Below are 16,652 nucleotides of genomic sequence, written 5' to 3' on the forward strand. Positions count from 1 at the left end.
AAAAAGGCAGTCATACCGGCTGTAAGACGCACTGGAGCATGACGAAATAGGGCTTTCAGGTCGTTTCGCTCCTTTTAATGGCTAAAGCGGTATTGGCGGGGAGTCGGCTAGCACAAGTGGTAATAAATATGATTGTTTAGAATTACTACTGAGGATAAATCAGCAGTTATCGCTGAAATTGTAGTTGTAGTAACTATATCTGTGGGTACTTTCGAGGCGTGACCCCAACATCGGACCTGAAATAGCAGTACTCCGAAAGCAGGCGGGTCGGTTCAGTCGTCGCTTGCGCCTCGCTTCCGAATCTGTTTCCCACCGGCGTCTGGCGTCCGGAGCACCGTCTCGTCCGTGTCCGGTCCAAGCACTTCCACGCGGACGCTGGACACCTTATACTCCGGAATGCCGGCCGTGGGGTCGAACGTTTCGCCGGTGAGCTTGTTCACCGCGCCCGCTGCGAAGTGCATCGGGATGAACAGGGTTCCCGGACCCACGCGGTCGGTAACCTGCGCTTTGACGACGATGTCGCCCCGGCGGGACTCAACGCGGACGTACTCGCCGTCGGCGATGCCGAGCTTCTCGGCCGTCTCGGGATGGACCTCGACGAAGCTCTCGCCGACGTGGCTCATCAGCCCCTCGACGCGGCGGGTGATCTGACCCGTGTGCCAGTGATACAGCACGCGCCCGGAGGTGAGCGTCAGCGGGAACTCCTCATCGGGAATCTCGCCGGGGTGGCCGCCGTCCGCTGGAACGAAGCGGGCTTTCCCGTCCTCGAAGTTGAAGTTCCCCTCCTCGTAGTCATAGAGGTACGGCGTGCCTTCGTGGTCCTCGTCCCAGCAAGGCCACTGCAACCCGTGCTCGTCGCCCGATTCGAGGCGGTCGTACGTCACCCCGCCGTAGATGGGCGCAAGCGAGTTGATTTCGTCCATGACCTCGCGTGGGTGGTCGTAGTCCCACTCGTATCCGAGACGACGCGCCAGTGCCTGCGTGATCTCCCAGTCCTGGCGGGCCTTGCCCGGCGGTTCAGACGTGGGCCGGACCCGCTGGACCCGTCGCTCAGTGTTCGTGAACGTGCCGTGTTTCTCCGGCGACGTGGCAGCGGGCAACACTACGTCGGCGTAGTCTGCGGTCTCGGTCATGAAGATGTCCTGCACGACGAGGAACTCCATGTCTTCCAGCGCCTCCCCGGCGTGCTGGATATCCGGCTCGGAGAGGGCGGGGTTCTCACCGACGACGTACATCCCACGGAGATTCCCAGCGTGGGCCTCGGCGAGCATCTCCGGCACTTTCAGGCCGGGTTCTTCGGGCGGTCGCTCGCCCCACGCGTCGGCGAACTTCTCGCCGACCTCGTCGTCTGCGGGGTCCTGATAGCCCGGGAGACTGCCGGGCAGGGTACCCATGTCGCCACCGCCGCCCTGGACGTTGTTCTGGCCGCGGAACGGCGAGAGACCGGCTCCGGGCTTGCCGACCTGGCCCAGCACAAGCGCAAGGTCGGCCATCGCGATGAGGTTCTCCGTGCCGTGGCTCTGCTGGGTCATCCCCATCGCCCAGCCAAAGACGACGCTGTCAGCGTCGGCGAGCGTCTCGGCAGCCGAGGCGAGTTCCTCGGGCGAGACGCCCGCCAGTTCCTCGACTTTCTCCGGCGTGAACGCCTGAACCTTCTCCTTGACTTCCTCGAAGTTCTTCGTGTTGCGCTCGATGAAGGCCTCGTCGTGGAGGTCGTGTTCGATGATGTACCGGATCAGACCGTTGAGCCAGGCCACATCGTAGCCGGGGTTGGTCCGGGTGTACTGGTCGGCGTGTTCGGCGATGCCGATCTTCCGTGGGTCGAACACGACAAGGTCGGCCCCGTCCCGGACGTTCTGCTTGATTCGCGTGGCAAGCACCGGGTGAGATTCGGTCGTGTTGGAGCCGCTGATGAGGTAGGCGTCGGCCTCGCCGATGTCCTCGTTGATGCGGTTGGTCATCGCGCCGTAGCCAAGCGTCTGCTGGAGTGCCGCAACTGTCGATGAGTGACACAGCCGCGCGCAGTTGTCGATGTTCTTCGTGCCAAGCACTTGCCGGGCGAACTTCTGGACGAGGTACGCCTCCTCGTTGCTGCCCTTCGAGGAAGCCAGACAGCCCAGCGAATCGATGCCGTGGTCGTCCTGAATCTCGGTGAAGCGCTCGGCGACGTAATCGAGCGCCTCGTCCCAGCTCGTTGGTTCGAGTTCGCCGTCGTCGTTGCGGATGAGCGGCTCGGTGACCCGCTGTTTGCTGTTGGCGAACTCGTGGCCGAACTTCCCTTTCACGCAGGTCGAGAAGTTGTTCGCGGGCGCGTCATCGGGGTCGTCGACAGGGACGACGCCGAGTGAGTCGCCGTCTTTGCCCCACATCTCGAAGCGGCAGCCAACGGCACAGAACCCGCAAGTCGTCTCCTGCTTGTCGATTTTCGAGAGGCGGTAGTCGCTGACCACGCTGGCGATGTCGAACAGCCGGCCCTCTGGCATCGTGTTCGCCGCGATGCTCTCGGCGGTGTGCTCCCCGGCGAGGAACGCCTTTTTGCCGTAGTCTTTGGCGATGTCGCCGGCCCGCCGTTTCGCCGCTGACGCGAACTTGGCGAGGCCGGTTTTCCCTTTCGCCGCTCTCGGATCGCCGGGCTCGAACGCGCGGTTGGGGGCGGTTGTGTCGTCGATCGTTTCCACGTCCTCGTGTTCGATGACGGTCCCGATCGAGTTCCGTTGCGTGAATCCCGGCAGTGGAAGCGTCGCCACGCCGTCGATACCCTTCTCGGTCAGCGAGCCGGTCGGACACACTGTCGCACAGTGCCCACAGGAGACACACTCCGAGTCGTGCATCGTCTCGGCGTCGGACTGGAAGCCGATGCGGGTGTCCTCGCCGTGGCCCTCGATTCGGAGGACGCCCTCGACCTGCACGTCGTTGCAGGCGTCGACACAGCGGTTACAGAGGATGCACTTGTTGCGGTCGATCTGGATAAACGAAGAGGTGTCGTCGATGGGTTCGTACTGGTCGCGCTCGTCGAAGACGCCGTACCGGGGGTGGTCGACATCCTCGCTGATGGCGGCGTCCTGCAACTCACAGCGGCCGTTGCCGTTGCAGGTAGTACACCGAAGGTTGTGGTTCGACAGCACGAGGTCGAGATTGACGCTACGGGCCTCCTCGGCGTCGGGCGTGTCCGTCGAGACGGAGAGGCCGTCCTCGGCGGGGAACGAACACGACGGCACGAGGCCGTGCTGTTCGGTTTCGACCATGCAGGTGCGACACTCGCTTCGTGGGCCGATTTCGTCGCTACAGTCGCCGTCGCGGTCGTAGTAACACAGTGCCGGCACGTCGGCGTCGTCTTCGACGCCGTCGGCACCGGGGTCGACGCTGACGATGTCGTCGTCGAGGTCCTGCAAGGCGTCGATGATGGTCGACCCCGGGGCGACAGTGACTGATTCGCCGTCGACGGTAAGCGTCGACGGGTCGTCACTGTCTGTTCCGACATCGGGGTCGTTGGCGGTGCCGGTCTCGAACTCCGTGGTGACTGGTGTCTCCGGCTGTGGGTCGTGCAGGTCTGGAACGCGTGGGATCGATTTGTCAGTGCTCATAGTTTCTCCGTGCAGGTGCCGCTGGGACAGCGGCCGTTCGTGTGAGCGCGGAACTCGGGTTCGAACTCGTCGATGGCGGTGGTTACCGGGCGCGGCGCGTGTGCGCCTATCTGGCAGTTACTCGACTCGCGCATCACACGGCCGAGTTCGCGTATCTTGTCGCTCTCAAAGGAGCCGTCATATACGTCACGCAGCAGTTCGGTGAGCTGTTTCGTCCCTTCGCGCCCGGGGACACAGCGGCCGCTGTTCTCCTGGGAGGCAAACCGGGCGCGCTGGCCGACTGTCTCGACGGCACACCGGTCACTATCGAACAGTTCGACGACGCCGTCAGTCCCCAAGTTCGCCGCTCGAAGGGACTGAGCGGTCGGTGCGATATCGAGGCTCCGGGTGATGCCACCGAGGACGCCGCCGACGCAGGCCATCTTGAATGGGCCGTCCAGCTCGACTGTCTCGCGGGCAGTTGCGAGGCTCCCGCTGGGCCCGAGTTCGACTGTCGCCGGGTCGGCCACGTCACCGGCGACGGTGACGATACGTGTGCCGGGGTCCGTGGCGTCGGCGTCAATGCTTCCTGGGTCGTCGATGGCTCGCTGGACGTGCGCGAACGTACGCGGGGTGTGAATGACTGTTGGGCGACCGTACAGGCCGCGCTTGGCCGGCGACGGCGGCTGGAGTCGCGGTTCGACGCGGTCGGCTCCTTCCAGCGCTTCGAGTGCGGCCGTCGGTTCACTCGCTCGGAACTCGTCAGGTCCGGCCACCAGTTGTGGCACGACGGGCAGGGTGTCGGCAGCCGCGTCGATCGCCTCACGGAGTCCCTGATGCAGTTCCGTCTCGGCCTCGTTCACGTAGATGACGGCGTCGGCGGCGTTCACGTACTCGGCGACAGCGGCTATCCCGTCGAGGACCGCCATCGGTGCGCCTGACAGGAGCGTGCCGTCGGCGGCCGGGCGGTCGCTAGCGTCGTTGGCGTTGCAGACGACCACCGGGTCACCATCGGCCGCTCTGGTTGTGTCCCAGACATCAGCGACGGGGTCGTCGGTGGCTGCGTCCCCGCGGCCGCGGCCCAGTAGACCGACCTCGGTCGCCGCATCGGCTGTCCGTTCCGTCGAGACAAACGACCAGTCGGCCGGGGAAAGCGGGGCCACCCAACCACAGGGACCCAGCACGTCGCGCCGACCGACTGCGAGCGGTCCACGCTCCGGCTTCGGAAGCGACGCCGTCCCAGGGTCGTGCTCGGCGACGGCGTCCGCCTCTGCCGTCGGCACGGCTCCTTTTTCTAACTCCTCGACCACCTCGCGGACGGTTGACGGCGCGGGGTCACCGTAGAACGCGGTCCGGCCGTCGCTCGTAAGCAGCAGTAGCGGTGTCATCGCTGTGAGGCCTGTCGGTCCTGTTCTGACTACCGGGACCGAGTCTGCCGTATCACGCGCCGCAGTGAGGACACGGTCCCCGCTCGTCGGCCGCCCGCCTGTCGCCACGCGGACGACAGTGGTGTGGGCGAGAGCCGACCGTTCCTGTGTCATAGATTGAGCGTCGTGCTGAAAGGTTAAAAATCCAGCCTGGCGGACCCCACTGACGAGCCATGAGAGACGGCTCCCTCAACAGATCGCTCCGATAACACGGTGAGTCCAGTGACAGTTTCGTTGCAACAATGTGGATGCAGTGTGAGTGGGGACACGGACCAATGAATCCGCGATTCCAAGACGTGAAATCGGAAGCCTCAGCCGCGCTCACCGAGGACGATCTTCGCTCGGCGTACACCGGCATCATTCACGAGGACGGGCGCCACGAGTATTACTTCGGCAACGACACCGAGGAAGCGGCCGAACTCCGCGAGGCGGCGACGATACAGCTCGGCATGTTGCTGCGCGTCCTCGCGGATCGCTCGGACAGTAGCGTCGACGAACTCACGGACCTCGCGGCGGAGCGCGCCGAACAAATGGAACTGCGATAAAACCGGGACCGAACCCGCCCGTTGGTTACTCGGTGGTGGCGATAGCTTCGATTTCGACGGCCGCGCCCTTCGGGACTGCTCCCGCACCGACGGCGCTCCGGGCCGGCGGCTCCGACTCGAAGAACTCGCTGTAGGCCTCGTTGAACTCGTCGAAGTCGTCGATATCGTCGAGGAAGACGGTCGTCTTGAGTACGTCGTCCAGCGAGAGCCCTTCTGACTCCAGAATCGCCTCGACGTTGCGGAGACACTGTCGTGTCTGGTCGGCGACCGACTCGTCGTCGAGCAGCTCGCCGTCAGTCGTCAGCGGGAGCTGTCCGGCGGTGATGAGCAGATCGCCGTTCGTGGTTGCCTGACTGTACGCGCCGACCGCGGCCGGTGCCTCGTCGGTGCTGATTGCACGCTTCATACCCGGACCTATCCGACCCCATCGCATAAATCCCAGCCGTATCGGGGCGTTTTCGCACAACGTTCTCCGGAGCTTACTAGTTGTGTCCAAGCGATGTCAGTCACTGGTTGATGATGACAATCGCGGTCAGTGCCAGGCCGATGCCGGCGACTTTCGTCAGCGTCACTGACTCCCCGAAGGCAATAATACCGATGACAGCGGCGGTAATGAAGTACATCCCGCCGATGGTTGACACGACCGATGTCGATCCGACAGTGACGCCGATGAACGTCGACACGACCCCGATGGCGGCCGCGATGCCAGCCGCCCCAGCGAACACCAGCCCGCGGTTGGTGACTGCGAGTGAGGCGTCGGACGCGACGACGTAGACGCCGGTGGCGACCGCCGCGGTCGCATACGACACGAACGCCGCGGTTTCGGGGTCCATTGTACTCGACGCGATATTGCCAAGCGCGATCCAGAACCCCCAAGAGATCATCGTCCCCAGCCCGAACAGGACGGCCGCGTTCATCTGTCTGGCCCTCGGGCGAATTGATCCCGGTCCCATGCGGGTAAGCCGTGCATATAGCTATGTTTTGAATCGTATAATCGGTACATCTGGCCAATGCTACACAGCCCGAGCCCTTGAGTTCGCCGCCTGTTCGCCGCGTGTTTTTTATATCGACTCCGACAAGACCGTGGTAATGGCTAACGCGCCGGAAGATTCGACGGACAAGGCGCTAGAGGACGTGTTCTACCCGGCCGACAGGGTTCCGTTCGTCGACTGGGACGAGTTCTCCGGTGCGAAGCCGACAGTCGTCCTGACCGGCGTCGTCACGCTCCTGGCGTTCGTAACCGGGCTCTCGAACCTCAGCCAGACGCCGTTGATACTCGATGGCCCGCTGTCAGTAGCTGTCGATTTGCCACTGGCCGTTGTTCGGTTCGGCGGTGTCCTGTTCGCGTTCGTGCTTGGACTCGTGACGGTCGGCCTCCAGCGGCGCAAACGACTCGCCTGGCGCGTGGCGTCAGTCGTATTCCTCGGGCTGGTACTGCTGCCGCTTGCTACGTTGCAGCCCACAGACATCCCGCTACTGGTGACGACGCTGCTCACGTATCCCCTGCTCGTCCGAAACCGCCACCGGTTCGACCAGTCGCTCGATCTCTCGCCGATTCAGATCGCGTCGCTGTCGGCAATTTTCGGAGTCGTCCTCTACGGGACCGTTGGTGCCTACGGACTTCGGGGCCAGTTTCTCGAACTCGACAGTTGGGGCGATGCCGTGTACTACGTCGTCGTCACTATCGCAACAGTCGGATACGGTGATATCACTCCGGTGACGGCGGAAGCACGGTGGTTTTCGCTTTCGATCATCCTGTTCGGGACCGGCGCGTTCACCGTCGCCGTGGGCGCGCTCATCGGGCCGGCTATCGAATCCAGAATGGCGACAGCGTTCGGAGTCATGACTGCATCAGAACTCACACTCCTTGAGGACCACATCGTCGTCCTCGGGTACGGAGACGTTACGGCATCGCTGCTTGAGGAACTCGGCGACGAGACGGCGGTTGTCGTCGTCACGCCTGACGAGGGAACGGTCGCGTCGCTCCAGGGCGAAGGTGTGAATCTGCTCACCGGCGACCCCACCGACGAGGATGTCCTTCGGGACGCACGTGTCGGAACTGCAAGCGGTGTTGTGGTGGGGAGCAACGACGACGCACGCGACGTGTTGGCAGTTATAGCGACGAAAAACGTCAATCCGGACATCCGTATCGTCGCGGCGGCGACCGACGAGAAACACGTCGAGAAGTTCCGCACTGTCGGCGCCGACGAGGTCATCAACCCCCGGTCTATCGGCGGGCGGCTCCTGGGGCAGTCGGTACTCGGCGGCGGAGAGACAGAATCACTCTTGGACGGACTCGGACCGAGAGACGAAGCGGGCAGGACTGACGGTGCCGAGTGATTCGTCCCGATATCGTTTGAGGGGTGCCTGTGCCACCCACGCGAGCCAGGCTGTGGGATAGTAATATACGCATTCGGTACCAAATGTCAAGGCATGGCCACTTCGGACGCCAGTGGTATTGCGGAGCTCGTCGGCCGGCTACTGGTACCACTCTGTGCCGCGTCCGGGGCACTCGTGCTTGCGGGGTTCTTTTTTCCGACGCTGGTCGGCGAAGCCGTGACCGGCCCGGCGTGGCTCACTATCGCGCTCGTGTTTTTCAGTTCGGGGCTGTGTTACATTGCGCTGCTTCCGTTTTCAGAAGACCAGACTGAGCGGACTGCGGCCGATGTCCTCCTCCGTGTCCGCCAGACCGATGCCCGGCAGGCCGTCCGCGAGTTCCTCACACAGCACGAGCCGGCGATCCTCGCGTTCCCGGTCCTCGTGTTCGTCGCGTTCTTCGGGCTCCAGATGACATTCCCGACACGGACGACGAGCGCCGTCAACGCCGCGGCAGCCACGGTGTTACGCACTGGCGGCCCACTGTTTCTCGCCGCCGTCTTTCTCTCCGTCTGTTACTGTCTGGTCTTGTTGCTGGGTCCGTGGGGCGACATCAAACTCGGCGGTCCGGACACGGAGCCCAGCTACACCTATCCGACGTACTTCACGCTCGTGTTTACCGCCGGCATCGCGGCCGGGCTGGTGTTCTGGGGGCCGACAGAGGCCCTGTTTCATTACGACCAGCCGCCACCGTACGTCGGCGCAACCGCACAGTCCCCGGGCGCGGTCACCGGCGCGCTGCTGTACACCCTCTTTCACTGGGGTATCTCGGCCTGGAGCGCGTACGCTGTCCTGGGCGTCCCGATAGCGTACTTCGCGTTCACGCGGGACGCGCCGCTTCGCGTCTCGACGGTGTTAGCACCGGTTCTCGGCGTTGACGGACTGGACTCGAGATGGGCAACACTGGTCGACACGCTGGCCGTCTTCGCCACTATCGGCGGTATCGCCACGTCCGTTGCACTCGTGAGCGAGCAGTTCCTCGCCGGTATCAACTACCAGTGGGACGTGGCGGCGGGCGACCTCGGACCGGTCCTGTTCGTCGGCGGACTGACGCTGATATTCGTCGTTTCCAGCGTGACCGGGATTCACCGCGGCATCCGCCGTATCGCCGGCCTCAACGTCGTCCTGTTCGGCCTGTTCGCGCTGCTTATCGTTGCCGTGGGTCCGCGGTCGTTCATCCTCCGACAGGGCACACAGGCGGTTGGGACCTATCTGCTGGAGTTCGTTCCGCTGAGCCTCCACACGGGCGGACAGTGGGTCGCCGAGTGGACGGTCTGGAACTGGTCGTGGTGGTTCTCCTGGGCTCCCTTCGCGGGACTGTTCGTCGCCGCGCTCTCCCGCGGTCGGCGTGTCAGGACTGTCGTGTTCACGACCGTCGTCGCCACCTCAACGGCGACGATGGTCTGGTTCCTGTTGCTGGGTGGCACGTCGCTGTTCGTCCAGCAGTCCGGACAGGCCGACATCCTCGCCGTCATCGCGCAACGCGGCGGCTCGGAGGCCGTCGCTGGGTTCCCCCTGTTCGCGTCGCTGCCACTGGGACAGCTCCTGATGTTCCTGTTTCTCGCGCTCATCGTCGTGTTCATCACCACCTCTGCGGACACGTCGACGCTTGTCGTCTCGGTGCTGGCAACACGCCGGGGACTCGCACCGTCGATGCCACACATCGCCTTCTGGGGCGTCTTTCAGGGTTCGGTCGGCGTTTCAGTGTTGCTGCTGGGCGGCGCTGAGACGCTACAGGCACTGGCTGTCCTGACCGGCGGACCGTTCGCCGTAATTTCGCTCGTGGCGGCGGGCGGACTGACCGTGACATGGTACAGAGACGAAGAGGGCCATACGTCCGTCGTTCGACGCGTTCTCGACCGGTTCCCACACGTTCAGGGTCACCACGACATCGATCCGCCCGACGAGAAGTGATCCGCCCGTCTCCTGGCCTGCTCAGGCCCCGGCGATATCGGTACAGAAGTTCTCGACGATCTGTTTGCCGGCGGCAGTGAGGATGCTCTCCGGGTGGAACTGGACGCCGATATGCGGTCGCTCGACGTGGCGAACGCCCATCACGATACCCTGCTCGTCGTTCGTGTGGGCCGTTTCTTCCAGAGGCTCCGGGAGATCCGTGGCCTCGACAGCCAGCGAATGGTACCGGCCCACCTCGAAGGGATCGGTGATTCCGTCGTACAGACTCGTCCCGTCGTGGCGGACTTCCGAGGGTTTCCCGTGGACCACGTCCGGTGCGTGGCCGACAGGCGCGCCGTGGGCCGCACAGAGCGCCTGATGGCCCAGACAAACGCCCAGTGCGGGGTACTCCGTCTCGGCGAACACGTCGACAGACACGCCGGCGTCCGCCGGTGTCCCGGGACCCGGAGAGACGATGATACCGTCCGGGTCGAGGGCACGGATGCCATCGACATCTATCGCGTCGTTCCGGCGGACGGTGACATCGTCGAATTCGCCGACGTACTGGACGAGATTGTAGGCAAAGGAATCGTAGTTGTCGATGATGAGTATCATCGCGTCCCCTCCATCGGTTCGGTCGTGGATTCGACCGCGAACGATCCCTGTTCGCCGAGCGCCTCGTCAACGGCGGTAACGAGCGCGCGGGCCTTATCCAGTGTCTCCCGGTACTCTGCTTCCGGGACGGAGTCGTGGACGATGCCACTTCCCACGCGAAGCCGATACTCGCCGTCGTAGTGAACCAGCGTCCTGATGGTGATGTTTAGCGTCGCTCGGTCGTCGAAGCCGAACACGCCGATGCTACCGGTGTAGGGGCCGCGACGGGTTTGCTCCACTTCGTCGATAATCTCCATCGTCCGTGGTTTCGGCGCGCCGGTGATGGTTCCGCCGGGGAACACCGCCGCCACCGCATCAGCGATACTCACACCGTCACGCAGCGCCCCTTCGACGAGGGACACGAGGTGCATTACCTCCGAATACCGGTCGACGCGGCGGTACTCAGCCACATCGACGGACCCGTACTCGCTGACCTTGCCGAGGTCGTTCCGTTCGAGGTCGACCAACATCGCGTGTTCCGCCCGCTCTTTCTCGTCGCTACAGAGGTCTGCCTCCAGTTCCTCGTCTTCCGCCGGCGTCGCGCCCCGCGGCCGGGTGCCGGCAATGGGTTCCGTCAGCAACTGGTCGTCTTCAACATCTAACAACAGCTCCGGGCTGGCGCTGACGAGGTCGACGCCGGGGAACTCAAGCAGGGCCGAGTACGGGGCCGGGTTCACCCGACGGACAGCGTCGAAGGTGTCGACCGGATGGACTGCCGCTGGAGCGGTCAGGCGGTGTGAGACGTTCGTCTGGAACGTGTCGCCGTCCCTGACGTATTGCTTTATCTGTCGGACGCGCTCGGCGAATGCCGCTTCGCCGCATTCGCTCTCGAACGTCGCCTGACTCGCTGCAGTCGGCTGTGACTGGACGTGTGTCTCACCGTCGATGGCGTTTTGAGCTAAATTGTACGCCTTCTCACGGCCGCGCTCGTATGCTTCTTCAGGCGATCCATCAACGATGGGACACGCCGTCACGTGCATCTCGACTGCCCCGTCGTGTGGCTCCTCCCAGGCGGCGACACAGTCGAACACGCCCAGCTGGAGCCGTGGAAGCCCGTCCGAAACGGTCGTTTCCGGGAGATCCTCAAGCTCCCGGGCTACGTCGTACGATAGCCAGCCGAAGGCACCACACGGGTACGGAACCGTACAGTCGCCCCGTTCCAGGTGTTCACGGTCGAGTAGTTCTTCGATGGTCTCGATACTCGGGCTACTTCCGTCCCGTGAGGGCGTTGCGTCCTGTGTTACCTCGATCTGTTCGACTGGGTCTACACCGAAGTATCCCCAGCCGGACTGCCCGCCAGTCGTTTCGAGGTAAAAGCCCTCGCTGTTCTCGCTCCGTGCGCGCCGATACGCCTCGAACGGATCGGTGACTGTGACGCGCGCTTCGACCGGCACACGAGCGCCGTCCGGTGCCGCCCTCGCAGTTTCGACGAACGATTCCTCGTCAGTGCTGAACCGAATGTTGGTCATCGTGCAGTCGCTCCTAAACGAGAGGCCTATGCCCCCCAGTATGGTTATGTAGACGTTTCACGGGTCCGGACAAAAACCTTCGGTACGTCTTACCAATGGCGCTATTACTGTTTACATACCGTCCGTTTGTGGTTGCTCAGTGGACGAATAGCAGGGGCTATTTCAAAGGCTGCACTATTCCACATTGCCGACTAAGCTAGCAGGGTCCGAGACGTGTATCGAACGCGTGTCTGGCCCCATCTGCCAAGCGTGACGCAGTGTGATCCCCTTCGGCGGACAATCGGGAAAATCCGGGCCGACAGCGAACACAGCAACTATGACCACAATAATCGACGGTAACGAGATCGGCGACCAGATCACAGATGGTGTCGCAGCGTGTACGGACACACTCGTCAGCGAAGGTGTCACACCAGGGCTGGCGACAGTGCTGATGAGCGACGATGGGGCCAGCGAGACCTACGTCTCGATGAAACAGAAGGCCTGTGAAGAAATCGGTATCGAGGGGTTCCATCACGAGATCAGCGCCGACGAACCGGCCGAAACGCTGTTTGAGACCATCGACGAACTGAACGCTGATCCGGCCGTCCACGGGATTCTCGTGCAGATGCCCGTTCCCGATCACGTAAACAAGCGGGACGTGTTGGAACGGATCGACCCGATGAAAGATGTCGATGGATTCCACCCTGAAAACGTCGGCCGTCTCGTCGCAGGCAACGCTCGATACAAACCATGCACACCCCATGGGATCCAGAAGATACTCGCCGAGACCGGTATCGAAACGGAAGGGAAAGATGCCGTCGTCGTCGGTCGCTCGGACATCGTGGGCAAACCGATGGCGAACCTGCTCGTGCAGTACGGATCAGGCGGGAACGCGACGACAACCGTCTGTCACTCCCGGACCGACGACCTCGCAGCCAAGACCCGCAACGCGGACATCGTCATCGCAGCCGCCGGCGTGCCTGAAATGATCGACGGGTCGATGCTCTCGGAGGGCACGACCGTCATCGATGTTGGCATCAACAGGGTCGACGCTGACAACGACAAGGGATACGAACTCGTTGGTGACGTTGAGTTCGAGAGCGCGAAAGCGAAAGCGGACGCCATCACCCCGGTCCCGGGGGGCGTCGGGCCGCTCACTATCGCGATGCTGATGTACAACACCGTGAAAGCGGCTAGCCTGCAGTCAGGCATCGATATTTCGCTCCCGTAGGCTGGGACTGCTGGTCGGTCAGCGGGGGTGCGTTGCTATACGGTTTCGACTTCACCACACTCCGGGCACGTAATCAGGAGTTCACCGGCCGGGTTCTGCTCCCCTTCGATGACGTTGTGGCCGCTAGCACACTGTTCGTGCATGTACACCTCGTGGCTGTCGTGTTCTCGCAACCAGATATGGCCTTCCTCCGGTGCTGAAACGATGCCATGACAGAAGTAGCACTCGCCGTTCATACGTATCCGATGACAATCCAATATCAAATAACTATCTCTCCTGAGAGTGTCTGTCCGTGTTTCCAATGTCGCTACGACTCCGAGAACATAATATAGTGGAAAGTCGACAAGTCTTGTTTCAAAACTAAACACTTCCAGCACAACACTGTAATATGGACTACTGCTACACCGGAGACACACACGAAGAACTGTTCGAGGCGTACCAGGCCGACGAAGACCCGTTCCCAACCCAGACCCAGATGGAGTTCCCGCGGCGGGAACACCGACGGGCGGAGGTCGACATCCTCAAACGACTGTTCTTCCCGACCTGCTGGAACGCTGCCGCACTGGTTCGAGACAAGCTCGCTGTGTTGGATCACCTCGACACCCTCGGCGGGCTCTTCTTTTCGGGCATCAGACCGTACTCCGGGTCGGACCCAGCGGAGACAGTCGCTGCTGTCATCGACCAACTCCCGACCGTTCGGACACGGCTCAAGAAAGATGTCGAAGCCGCGTTCAAAGGCGACCCGGCGGCGAAAACGTACATGGAAATAATCCGATCCTATCCGGGGTTTATGGCGATACTGGTTCAGCGCGTCGCACACGTCCTTTACGACGCCGGAGCCGCCGAATACGCTCGGGAACTCACTGAATACGCCAAAACCGAGACCGGTATCGACATCCACCCCGGTGCTGAAATCGGGGACTACTTTTTTATCGACCACGGAACCGGTGTCGTTATCGGCGAAACCACAACCGTCGGGGAGTGGGTCCGGCTGTATCAGGACGTGACCCTCGGGGCGCTCCATTTCGAGAGCGACGAGAGCGATGAACACAGACTAAAAAAGGGGTACAAACGACACCCGGACATCGGTGATCATGTCGTTATCGGTGCTGGAACGAAAGTGCTGGGCGCTATTAGCGTCGGCGACCACGTCAGCATCGGTGCGAACTCATGGATCACTGACGACGTTCCGGACGATACGAAAGTGTACGTCACTGACCATCCGACACAGGAGCGGAAACGAACCGAATGACATCCACCCCGGCCTGAAAGCCGGGATTCTCTCGCTGAATCAAGATAGGGTCGGCGCACGCACCGCTCATTGGATTCCGACGAGCAGTTCCGCTACGGCAGCAAGCCGCTCCCGGCTGCAGGTCTGGACAAACCGAAGGTGTTCGTGGATTGTCGTCTTATGGAAGTTGCCGCCCCTAATCTATGCGGACCACGGTGGTTCCAGTCACCAGCGACGCCGTCGTCTCTCCCACTACCAATAACAACTGTACCAGTATTAGTCTCTACAACTCGGGCGCTGTGTATCAAGACAGCAAGGCAGTGTTGCGGTTATTGTCATCCACAGAACTATGACTTGGCTCTGTTGAAATCCTCAAGAGGTTACGGGAACGTCCGGTAGTCTGACCGAATGGAAACCCTCCCGAAATCGCAATTGCTCCGGTTCGTTGAACAAGCGATGCACGTGGCACGCCGAGCTGTCGCTCGCTACTCATCGAAGTTCTCTAAACGCCGGTACACACTCCACCAGCACATCGTTCTCCTCTGTCTCAAAGTGCGGAAGAACACGACGTACAGGACGCTTCTCGATGAACTCATCGAAATGCCCCGCATTCGGAAAGCCATCAATCTGGACGAACTTCCGTCACCCTCAACGTTGTGTAAAGCGTTCAACCGGCTCGATATGGCAGTCTGGCGTGTTCTACTTAACCTCTCGATCACCCTTCACCCGACCAATGGTGTCGTCGGGATTGATGCAACTGGATTCGACCGGAGTCACGCCTCGAAACACTACACGAAGCGAACGAAGCTGACGATTCAGCAGTTGAAAGTGACACTGCTCGTGGACACGAGAGCGAATGCTATCCTCGATCTCCACGTGACGACGACCAGAAGGTTCGCGCGTTAGCCCGTGACGCTGGTGTTCGTCCCCTCATCAAGCACCGAGAATTTTCGTCGCTCCACAAGGCGTGGAATGCTCGGCTGGACGCCAACCTCTACGGCCAACGGAGTCAGAATGAGACAGTGAACTCCAGTCTCAAACGGAAATATGGCGCATTCGTCCGCTCACGACACTGGTGGAAGCAGTTCCGTGAACTCGTTGTCGGCTGTCTCACTCACAACATCGACAAGGCACTCTGAACGTTAGATATAGAGAACGTCAACACCAGCGGTTATCCTCCGATAATAAATCCGAGACCGAGGAACGGGGCAGCGACGACGCACAGCAATACGAGACCCGCCGTAAAACGGAGTACGCCTACCGCCTGTAGCTGGGTCTCTGGGAGAGATTCAGCGATTCCCGACAGCGCAGTTCCGACGATCATAAATAGTAACCATCGGGTTTCGCCAGCGTCGCCGACACTCCAGGCATACACGAACATACACAAGAAGGTAAGCGACAGGCCGAACTGGAAAAGTCCGATTCGACGGCCTTGTGGCTCGTTGAACAACACTTCGCTGATATTGGGGACCATGAGCGACGCATTTCTGCTCGAGATACAAAACAATGCCTCAGTGCGTCCCAGCAGAACGTCCTCTCCCGTGATACGCGATTCCTCTGCAAGGGGTGGGAATGAATACTATGAGATGCGCAGTTCTAACTAACGGCTGTTTCAGCTGGAAAGGTGTCGAACCAATAGGATTTCAACAGAGCCTATGAGTTTAGAATCGTAATGGGTGCTGAACAAGCTGGATTAGCGGGATATCAGTCCAAATGTAGCTAGTTTGGGTGTGGATATTAGAATATAGTTGAATAATGCCGTATATATGAGAATAAAAGAGAAATGGATCTATATTTCCGAAGAGGAGTTACTTGTTGTAGCTGTCCGGAATCAGCACGACGCCGTGGACATCGAAGAGGTCGGTAACGGCCGCTTCAATGCGACCGAGGTCCGGCGGGAGTGTAACTGCCGGCAGATAGAAATCGTCGCTTGACAACTTCTCGCTCTCAGTGGTTCGGTTTTGTGGTTCTCTCATTTCAATCTAACATACTGGCGGTATCGTCCTAACCTCATTGGGGGATAGTTACGGGTCTTTATTACGGTAAAATATAAATGATTGTTAATATATGTTCCTGTCGAAACGTGTCTTACCCTCCGGATCAGGTAGATCATAAATATACCACCTGGGTTAGTCTACCATTGTTTGATTCATTCTACCCCTTGGTAAATACGTTTTCACTGATAATAATGATCGGCCAGGTGTAGTTTGAGACTGTAGCCAGCTTTTGTTTTTTGCCTTCGTGCGTACACCTGTGTATGTAAACATTGACGTGAGCACGCGGC

The 16,652-nt window shown here is 61.1% G+C and carries 14 protein-coding genes and 1 pseudogene; 6 read left to right on the forward strand and 9 right to left on the reverse strand.

What is annotated here, in order from left to right:
• Positions 1-272 precede the first annotated feature (272 nt).
• Complete coding sequence (fdhF, locus tag NDI54_RS13635; RefSeq protein ID WP_310896983.1) at positions 273-3,584, reverse strand: formate dehydrogenase subunit alpha; 3,312 nt, start codon at positions 3,582-3,584, stop codon at positions 273-275.
• Positions 3,581-5,104 (reverse strand): NADH-ubiquinone oxidoreductase-F iron-sulfur binding region domain-containing protein, encoded by a 1,524-nt coding sequence (locus NDI54_RS13640; protein ID WP_310896984.1) that lies wholly within the window; start codon positions 5,102-5,104, stop codon positions 3,581-3,583. Before NDI54_RS13640 ends, fdhF begins: the two co-directional genes overlap by 4 nt.
• A 161-nt stretch (positions 5,105-5,265) precedes the next feature.
• Here NDI54_RS13640 and NDI54_RS13645 point away from each other — a divergent pair, with 161 nt between their 5' ends.
• Positions 5,266-5,535 carry a hypothetical protein gene (locus NDI54_RS13645; protein WP_310896985.1) on the forward strand — a complete coding sequence of 90 codons (270 nt, stop codon included), beginning with the start codon at positions 5,266-5,268 and terminating at the stop codon, positions 5,533-5,535.
• A gap of 25 nt (positions 5,536-5,560) precedes the next feature.
• On the opposite strand, the gene NDI54_RS13650 is transcribed toward NDI54_RS13645, so the two are convergent.
• Both NDI54_RS13650 and NDI54_RS13655 read right to left on the reverse strand, forming a co-directional pair.
• Positions 5,561-5,941, reverse strand: coding sequence for a Rid family detoxifying hydrolase (locus tag NDI54_RS13650; protein WP_310896986.1), 381 nt, complete (start codon positions 5,939-5,941; stop codon positions 5,561-5,563).
• Between the two features lie 100 nt (positions 5,942-6,041).
• Positions 6,042-6,452: an EamA family transporter gene (locus tag NDI54_RS13655; RefSeq protein WP_310896987.1), complete on the reverse strand. Its 411-nt coding sequence runs from the start codon at positions 6,450-6,452 to the stop codon at positions 6,042-6,044.
• A 172-nt stretch (positions 6,453-6,624) separates the two neighbouring features.
• On the opposite strand from NDI54_RS13655, the gene NDI54_RS13660 reads away from it, so the two are divergent.
• Positions 6,625-7,875, forward strand: a complete 1,251-nt coding sequence (locus NDI54_RS13660; RefSeq protein WP_310896988.1) for an NAD-binding protein — start codon at positions 6,625-6,627, stop codon at positions 7,873-7,875.
• Between the two features lie 93 nt (positions 7,876-7,968).
• The gene (locus NDI54_RS13665; RefSeq protein ID WP_310896989.1) at positions 7,969-9,825 is read left to right on the forward strand and encodes a BCCT family transporter; all 1,857 of its coding nucleotides are present in this window, start codon (positions 7,969-7,971) and stop codon (positions 9,823-9,825) included.
• Positions 9,826-9,846: 21 nt separating this feature from the next.
• On the opposite strand, the gene NDI54_RS13670 is transcribed toward NDI54_RS13665, so the two are convergent.
• Both NDI54_RS13670 and pabB read right to left on the reverse strand, forming a co-directional pair.
• Positions 9,847-10,419 carry an anthranilate synthase component II gene (locus tag NDI54_RS13670; protein ID WP_310896990.1) on the reverse strand — a complete coding sequence of 191 codons (573 nt, stop codon included), beginning with the start codon at positions 10,417-10,419 and terminating at the stop codon, positions 9,847-9,849.
• Positions 10,416-11,927, reverse strand: coding sequence for an aminodeoxychorismate synthase, component I (gene pabB, locus NDI54_RS13675; RefSeq protein ID WP_310896991.1), 1,512 nt, complete (start codon positions 11,925-11,927; stop codon positions 10,416-10,418). The genes NDI54_RS13670 and pabB overlap by 4 nt, the downstream gene beginning before the upstream one ends.
• 316 nt (positions 11,928-12,243) lie before the next feature.
• On the opposite strand from pabB, the gene NDI54_RS13680 reads away from it, so the two are divergent.
• Entirely contained in the window at positions 12,244-13,137 is an 894-nt protein-coding gene (locus tag NDI54_RS13680) for a bifunctional methylenetetrahydrofolate dehydrogenase/methenyltetrahydrofolate cyclohydrolase (protein WP_310896992.1), read from the forward strand.
• A gap of 35 nt (positions 13,138-13,172) precedes the next feature.
• On the opposite strand, the gene NDI54_RS13685 is transcribed toward NDI54_RS13680, so the two are convergent.
• Entirely contained in the window at positions 13,173-13,373 is a 201-nt protein-coding gene (locus NDI54_RS13685) for a hypothetical protein (RefSeq protein ID WP_310896993.1), read from the reverse strand.
• Positions 13,374-13,525: 152 nt separating this feature from the next.
• On the opposite strand from NDI54_RS13685, the gene epsC reads away from it, so the two are divergent.
• Together epsC and NDI54_RS13695 are read left to right on the forward strand one after the other, a co-directional pair.
• Positions 13,526-14,389: a serine O-acetyltransferase EpsC gene (gene epsC, locus NDI54_RS13690; protein WP_310896994.1), complete on the forward strand. Its 864-nt coding sequence runs from the start codon at positions 13,526-13,528 to the stop codon at positions 14,387-14,389.
• Between the two features lie 387 nt (positions 14,390-14,776).
• Positions 14,777-15,507 (forward strand): annotated as a pseudogene (locus NDI54_RS13695) (IS5/IS1182 family transposase).
• Between the two features lie 32 nt (positions 15,508-15,539).
• Here NDI54_RS13695 and NDI54_RS13700 read toward each other — a convergent pair.
• Both NDI54_RS13700 and NDI54_RS13705 read right to left on the reverse strand, forming a co-directional pair.
• On the reverse strand, positions 15,540-15,842 hold the full coding sequence (locus tag NDI54_RS13700) for a hypothetical protein (RefSeq protein WP_310896995.1): 303 nt from the start codon (positions 15,840-15,842) through the stop codon (positions 15,540-15,542).
• Positions 15,843-16,176: 334 nt separating this feature from the next.
• Positions 16,177-16,344, reverse strand: a complete 168-nt coding sequence (locus tag NDI54_RS13705) for a hypothetical protein (RefSeq protein ID WP_310896996.1) — start codon at positions 16,342-16,344, stop codon at positions 16,177-16,179.
• Positions 16,345-16,652 lie beyond the last annotated feature (308 nt).

Origin of the sequence: Haloarcula terrestris, assembly GCF_031624315.1 — an archaeon.
GTDB lineage: Archaea > Halobacteriota > Halobacteria > Halobacteriales > Haloarculaceae > Haloarcula > Haloarcula terrestris.

Bases quoted from the DNA above. Each gene is read 5' to 3' on its own strand.
- epsC (WP_310896994.1), top strand. From the start codon at position 13,526: ATGGACTACTGCTACACCGGAGACACACACGAAGAACTGTTCGAGGCG.
- pabB (WP_310896991.1), bottom strand. From the start codon at position 11,927: ATGACCAACATTCGGTTCAGCACTGACGAGGAATCGTTCGTCGAAACT.
- NDI54_RS13685 (WP_310896993.1), bottom strand. From the start codon at position 13,373: ATGAACGGCGAGTGCTACTTCTGTCATGGCATCGTTTCAGCACCGGAG.
- NDI54_RS13705 (WP_310896996.1), bottom strand. From the start codon at position 16,344: ATGAGAGAACCACAAAACCGAACCACTGAGAGCGAGAAGTTGTCAAGC.
- NDI54_RS13660 (WP_310896988.1), top strand. From the start codon at position 6,625: ATGGCTAACGCGCCGGAAGATTCGACGGACAAGGCGCTAGAGGACGTG.
- NDI54_RS13640 (WP_310896984.1), bottom strand. From the start codon at position 5,104: ATGACACAGGAACGGTCGGCTCTCGCCCACACCACTGTCGTCCGCGTG.
- NDI54_RS13700 (WP_310896995.1), bottom strand. From the start codon at position 15,842: ATGGTCCCCAATATCAGCGAAGTGTTGTTCAACGAGCCACAAGGCCGT.
- NDI54_RS13655 (WP_310896987.1), bottom strand. From the start codon at position 6,452: ATGAACGCGGCCGTCCTGTTCGGGCTGGGGACGATGATCTCTTGGGGG.
- NDI54_RS13645 (WP_310896985.1), top strand. From the start codon at position 5,266: ATGAATCCGCGATTCCAAGACGTGAAATCGGAAGCCTCAGCCGCGCTC.
- NDI54_RS13665 (WP_310896989.1), top strand. From the start codon at position 7,969: ATGGCCACTTCGGACGCCAGTGGTATTGCGGAGCTCGTCGGCCGGCTA.
- fdhF (WP_310896983.1), bottom strand. From the start codon at position 3,584: ATGAGCACTGACAAATCGATCCCACGCGTTCCAGACCTGCACGACCCA.
- NDI54_RS13680 (WP_310896992.1), top strand. From the start codon at position 12,244: ATGACCACAATAATCGACGGTAACGAGATCGGCGACCAGATCACAGAT.
- NDI54_RS13670 (WP_310896990.1), bottom strand. From the start codon at position 10,419: ATGATACTCATCATCGACAACTACGATTCCTTTGCCTACAATCTCGTC.
- NDI54_RS13650 (WP_310896986.1), bottom strand. From the start codon at position 5,941: ATGAAGCGTGCAATCAGCACCGACGAGGCACCGGCCGCGGTCGGCGCG.